Genomic DNA, 5,774 nt, shown 5'->3' with positions numbered 1-5,774 from the left:
CGTAAACTTTATGGAACAAAATCCGAGAAGACATCTACTCTCGAAATCGAGGGGCAGATGTCTCTTTTTAATGAAATCGAAACCTGTGCGGATCCTGATGCACACGAACCGGAGCTTGTTGAGATAGAGAAGCACCTACGTAACTGACAGACAGAAATAACGGCATGAACAATACTAAAAGAGAAGAAAAATATCAACAATTCGTGAGAGGATAGGTAAATTACTTCAAACTTGCAGACATGAAGAATCTTCTCAAAGAAACAGACGAATGGGCAAGGCGTCGAATACGAGCGGTCTATTGGAAGCAGTGGAAGAAAATCAAAACGAAGTACAGAATGCTAAAAGCATTGAGACTGGAACATTGGAAAGCAAAAGAACTTGCCAACAGCAGAAAAGGATATTGGAGAATGACGAAAGTCTTAAACCAAATGGAGGCTGTCCTGAAAACTTAGTTCAGGACAGCCCCTACTTATCTTAAGAAGAAAATCTTATTATCTATTCTATTTCCAAAGGTGTTCTCCTGCAAAGTTGTAAAGCAACTGCATCCAGGTAAACCATTCATGAGCACCATTTACTTTAAGTACACTGTGTTCTATTCCTAGTTCAGTCATTGTTGCATCAAAAGTTTCCATGCTCAATCCATCCATATTCAATGCAAAATCATATATTCCACATCCCATCATGATATCCGGTTCTGCAAGTTCCTCAGCATCTGCATTTTCCCAGTCCAGCTTGTTCATTGCACCACTGAAAAATCCAAAATAATTGAAATCTTTTGCATGATCAAAGTATACCTTTGTTGCCAACATAGCTCCTCTTGATAATCCAGCAAATGCTCTGCTTTCTGGATTTGTATCAACGTTATAGTTTTCTTCTATATACGGGATAATCGCATTCATAATATTATCAATACACATATCATAATCCCATTCAAATTCTTCTCCTTCTGCCAGATAGAGTTCCGCATTCATTGTAACTACAATCGTTGGTTCAGTTGTTCCTTCTGCAATAAGATTATCAAAAATCTCTGTTGCTGCACCACCACCAAACCAAAATGCTTCATTACCACCAGTACCATGAGCTAAATATAACACCTTATATCCTTCCTCACGTTCTGCATCGTATCCATATGGCAGATATACACCCATTGATCTCGTTTCCCCACTCAAATCTTCATATGCAACATAGGAAACCTCTCCTTTTTGATCATCTGTACGTTTTGCCGCAAAACTGAAATCTGTTTCATTTGGCTGTTTTTCTTCATCATACGGAACATCAAACACACTTCTTGTATAGGCTCCCCCACCTTTTACTGAAGATGCTGATGGTGGATTTGTCGGATCATATACTCTTGTTTCAGAATCATCCACATAAAAACAATACTGATAATGTCCACTTGGTAATGGTAATTTGTCGATCCAGAGATCTGTTCCTTCCACTTTTTCCATTTCTTCTGAATATGTTTCCTGACCTATTGGAAACATTCCATCTTGCCATTCATGAGGAGAGGTATATTCTGGTTCTACTCCCTGTTCATGTTCGTCTGTTGCCATTCCGAAACTTCCTGAAAGTTTTACTGTTTCAGCCTTTTCATCTTCATAAATAAATACTGCCGTATATCCAGTAGGTGAATCTGCATCTTCTTCTACCGTTACTCCTGGCACATATTCATTATCATCTGCATATACATTCACTACTGCGCCTAATGCCATTACTATCATTCCCAATACACATAATCTTTTTTTCATTTTGTTTTTCCTTTCTCATATTTGTACGCTGTGGATATTAAATTCAAATTATAATATTTTTAGGAAATGAATATTTCATAATATAACAACCATCCCTTTTTGAACATTTCTTTCTCCTTTCTATTTTGATCCGACTTGTTGTATACATCAGAGTATATATTGTTGCACATGTTTTGTCAATATTTTCACAACATTTGTTACTTTTTTGTTTAATATTCAGTATTTTAAAGCTTATTTTTTGTGCATAATAAACATCAAGAACGCCTTCGTAATATTTTTTCTTCGTTTTATCTTCTTTTTTCATTATATCATGTATCCAACACCAATGATATTTAAGGGACTGTCGGTTAATACCACATTTCGGCTTCTCCAGTAGCAATTGAAAGGATCCCTGCAAGGACAAGGTTTGTTAGCCTTCTACCTTGCGAGGGATCCTTTTTCTATGAAAGATGAAATTTATTTTTGGCCGCAAAAATCCCTTATCTGGATTTTTACAGCTGTACTTTTGATCAGGCTGTTTTTTCTGTTGTTTTTCCCTCAAATTTCTTTAGTTTTTCATTGAGAAAACGACAGTATTTATTTATATTCCGTAAGCGCAAAATATTGCTACGTTACTCGTAAATTACGTTTGCACCGAAATGATAGATGCAAGCGTTTTACTTTATTTTAGTTTTGACAGTTCATTTTCGCAGTCTCGCTCCATGGAGCAAGTTGTTCCAGCTGTTCATCTGACATTTTATCGTTTGGCCGTTGTGATAAGAGATATGTCAGATATTTATAGGTATTCAGATCATTCGCTTTTGCCATCTCAACTATTGTATACACAATAGCACTAGCGGTGGCCCCTTTAGGACTGGCGCTGAACAGCCAGTTCTTCCGGCCAACAGTGAATGGTCTGATTGCATTCTCGCTAAGATTGTTGGATAAACTGCAATGACCGTCTTCCAGATAGGTCATCAGGGTGTCTTTCCGATTTTGGGCATAGTTCACCGCTTTCGCCAAACGGGTTCCCTTGTTTGGGCGCTGTTGATCCAGCCAATTCCAGAATGCCTCTAGTATCGGCTTCTCCTTTTCAAGACGAAATTGTTTTCTCTGCTCCGCAGTGTGATTTTTTGCTTTTGAGTACCGCTCACAATCAAACAGCTTGGAACAGAACTGTACTCCCTGTACTGCCGGAAGGCTGTAATCATACTCTTTCCCTTTCGGTATGGCATCTGTGAAGTAACGTCTCACATGTGTCCAGCAAGAGCAGCGTTTGATGTCCGGCAGATTATTATAACCCTGGTATCCATCCGTCTCCAGATATCCGCTGAACCCCTGTAAGAAAGATGCTGCATGGAACTTTGCCCTTGTCTCTGTGTAATGGTAGAGCAGGATCGGCGGAAGTCCATCTTCTCCACTGCGGAAGAGCCACATCCAGGAATCCGTTTCAGGATTACGCTCCGGCTCATTCAGTACCTGAACTCGGGTTTCATCTGCCATCAGATATTTACGCATCCGTAACTGACGGTGAAAATAATCATAAACATGACGGAGATAATTCTCGGCACAGTAAATGATCCAGTTAGCAAGCGTAGCCCGGCTTAATGGGACCCCCAGTTGCAAAAAGTTCCTGGCTTGATATCATGTTCCACACACCATTGATGATCTGTCAATCTACTTTGACGGCATTCCATGATGAGACGGTATTGTTCTTCAGCAGGTATTCTTTTGCTTCTCATGAGCACACCTCCATAACTTGAATAGAGTAAAATGTTCGCATCTATCATTTCTAGCAAGAGAAAATGAAGTGAAATGCTTGCATTCTCTAATGATTATTATGGATTGATTTTTAGGGCAACACAATCCGTCGAATTATTTTGCGCTTACGTTTTATTTGACGCTTACAATAAAGTATTGGCATACAACCTCTGCATTGCATTACAAAACGTTTATAAGCGCAAAATAAGAAAGCCCGCCAGCGTACCATGTAGAATTTACATAGTGCGCCAGCTGGCAAGGGTGTTATTTCTTCTCGTACTTTTCAATCAAGCACTCGTGTGCTTTGATGTCTGGATCGTAATTGATACCAACCAGCAGAATATCACCCGTGTACTGAAGAAGTGACTCCGGGTACTTCTTCTTTTTTATTTGTTTCACTGCGGTTTCAGCATCTTTATTCCACTTCAATTCCATCACCATTGCTGGATAGGAATTCACATATTCAGGCTTCGGTACAAAAATCAAATCTGCAAACCCATACCCTGTTGGCATTTCTCGAACCGGTTTGAAGTAATACTGCATCGATCCAAGATAAGCGATTGCAAGAACGCTACTCAAGGAATTTTCATTATTGTACTGGATGATAGAAACATAATCATTATGAATCTTTTCGATTTCCTGTGCAACACGCTTTTCGTCCTTCGTCAATGTCGCCATGAGCAGCTTTCTGGATTCCTGCTGGAATGTAATCATCTCATCCCAATGACTATTTCTCACAGCAGTACTCAGTTCTTGTCGAATTTCTTCGTTTGGTACAAAGGCTGTTCCATTTTCTTCATTATAGCCAAGATAACCCAGATGAATCAGATAGGTTATAACGTCGTCTCTGTTCTGAATCTTTGCCGGATCGTTCTTGAAGCTTGCAGTGTTGACCTCGACCTCTGCACCGGAGATCATTTCAATAATGGCAGTTTTCAATCCGTCAAAATTCATGCAAATCAGCGGAACAACCACCTCATATGAGCCGGTTTCCGACCAATAGCTTCTAAACTTTCCTTTCGTCATCAGACTAACGACTGCTTTGGGGTTATAGACCTGATAACCATCCAATAGGTAGCCGTCATACCATTTCTTCACTTTTTCAAAATCCCTGTTGTACTTCTCACAGAGATCTTTCACTTCATTTTCGGTAAAGCCAATGTACGGTGCCAGTCCGAACGCTTGAAGCATTGTAAACTCATCAAGATTATTCACTGCGGACTGAGCTTTTTCCTTTTTTATAGGCAAGATTCCCGTAAGGTATGCAAGTTGGATATATTTTGTCGGCTCGGTTCCTTTGAACATTCCACGCAGGAAATTAATGTACTCATCCTGAATTGTCTCGCTCACTTCGCCGTCTCGAATCAGAACATCCCATTCATCGATGATGATGATAAACTTCTGACCTGTCCTCTCTTTCACTCGTGAAAGTGCGTCCGGAAGTCTTACTACCTCTGTCGGAAGCGTGCCCGGATAGATTTCCCGAAGTTCATCCAGCACACTTTTCGTAATGAACGAAACCACCTCATCAGCGTTTTCACAATTCGCAAGAAACCACTGAATATCAATATGGATCACATCGTACTTATTGAGGTGCTGCTTGAAATCCGGTGCTTTTGCTATTTCCAGCCCAGAGAACATTTCTTCAGAATCACAGCCCTTGCTGTAATACGCCGCCAGCATATTGGCGGCATATGATTTTCCGAATCTACGAGGACGGCTGTTGCAGATATACCCTTCCATCGTGTCTAAAACACTATTCGTATACTCAATCAACCCGGTCTTATCAACATATATCTTAGAGTTCAGTGCGACCTGAAATGCGCTGTTGTCTGGATTCACGAATCTTCCCATGCAGTTCAGACTCCTTTCTGGAGCTGTTCCTTATAAAAGTCTACAACTCACCTGTTATGCATTGATTTTACCATTTAGCAGGTCAAATGGCAAGTCAACAAGTCCGCGTAAACAAGCCAATCAGAGATAGTTTCCGCTCCGGAATACCGGTTTCCCTATTGTATTGGAATACTCAGTTTTATCGTACCACACATTTTCGTCTATTCTCATACACAAGAAATTTTTTTGTGAAATTACGTAATATAGATAACTCCAGATTTTCTTTTTCTGTTTACAGTTTCATCTTAACTTAAAGATGTTATGGTGCCTGACACCACTGTGGTCAACTTAAGTATTTTAGAAAAATTTCAGAATTCCTTCAGCCCTGATTTCATCGGCATTTAAAGGATTTCTTTTCTTTTTTTACAAAAAAAGTACTTGACAAAACCTCCT

The 5,774-nt window shown here is 39.8% G+C and carries 4 protein-coding genes and 4 pseudogenes; 3 read left to right on the top strand and 5 right to left on the bottom strand.

All coding sequences use genetic code 11. From position 1 onward, the window contains the following. From H8716_RS18105 to H8716_RS17175, 3 genes and pseudogenes are all read left to right on the top strand, one after another. Positions 1–141 (top strand): annotated as a pseudogene (locus tag H8716_RS18105) (IS66 family transposase); the annotation flags it as partial. Between the two features lie 98 nt (positions 142–239). Further along, positions 240–284 (top strand): annotated as a pseudogene (locus tag H8716_RS17995) (hypothetical protein); the annotation flags it as partial. 14 nt (positions 285–298) lie between these two features. After that, the gene (locus tag H8716_RS17175; RefSeq protein ID WP_249310180.1) at positions 299–478 is read left to right on the top strand and encodes a hypothetical protein; all 180 of its coding nucleotides are present in this window, start codon (positions 299–301) and stop codon (positions 476–478) included. A gap of 22 nt (positions 479–500) precedes the next feature. On the opposite strand, the gene H8716_RS17170 is transcribed toward H8716_RS17175, so the two are convergent. The 5 genes and pseudogenes from H8716_RS17170 to H8716_RS17150 all read right to left on the bottom strand — a co-directional run bounded on the left by H8716_RS17170 (position 501) and on the right by H8716_RS17150 (position 5,342). Beyond that, a complete protein-coding gene (locus H8716_RS17170; RefSeq protein WP_249310179.1) occupies positions 501–1,748 on the bottom strand; it encodes an alpha/beta hydrolase-fold protein in 1,248 nt (415 codons plus the stop codon). Positions 1,749–1,791: 43 nt separating this feature from the next. Continuing rightward, positions 1,792–2,052, bottom strand: coding sequence for a hypothetical protein (locus H8716_RS17165; protein ID WP_249310178.1), 261 nt, complete (start codon positions 2,050–2,052; stop codon positions 1,792–1,794). A gap of 362 nt (positions 2,053–2,414) precedes the next feature. Then, a pseudogene (gene tnpC / locus H8716_RS17160) lies at positions 2,415–3,353 on the bottom strand (IS66 family transposase); the annotation flags it as partial. After that, positions 3,344–3,469: pseudogene (locus tag H8716_RS17990) on the bottom strand (IS66 family insertion sequence element accessory protein TnpA); the annotation flags it as partial. The pseudogenes H8716_RS17990 and tnpC, both read right to left, overlap by 10 nt. A 283-nt stretch (positions 3,470–3,752) precedes the next feature. Beyond that, entirely contained in the window at positions 3,753–5,342 is a 1,590-nt protein-coding gene (locus tag H8716_RS17150; RefSeq protein ID WP_249310176.1) for an AAA family ATPase, read from the bottom strand. Positions 5,343–5,774: the final 432 nt, after the last annotated feature.

Source organism: Jingyaoa shaoxingensis (genome assembly GCF_014385005.1).
GTDB lineage: Bacteria > Bacillota > Clostridia > Lachnospirales > Lachnospiraceae > Marvinbryantia > Marvinbryantia shaoxingensis.
This window is presented reverse-complemented; position numbering and strand designations above follow the sequence as displayed.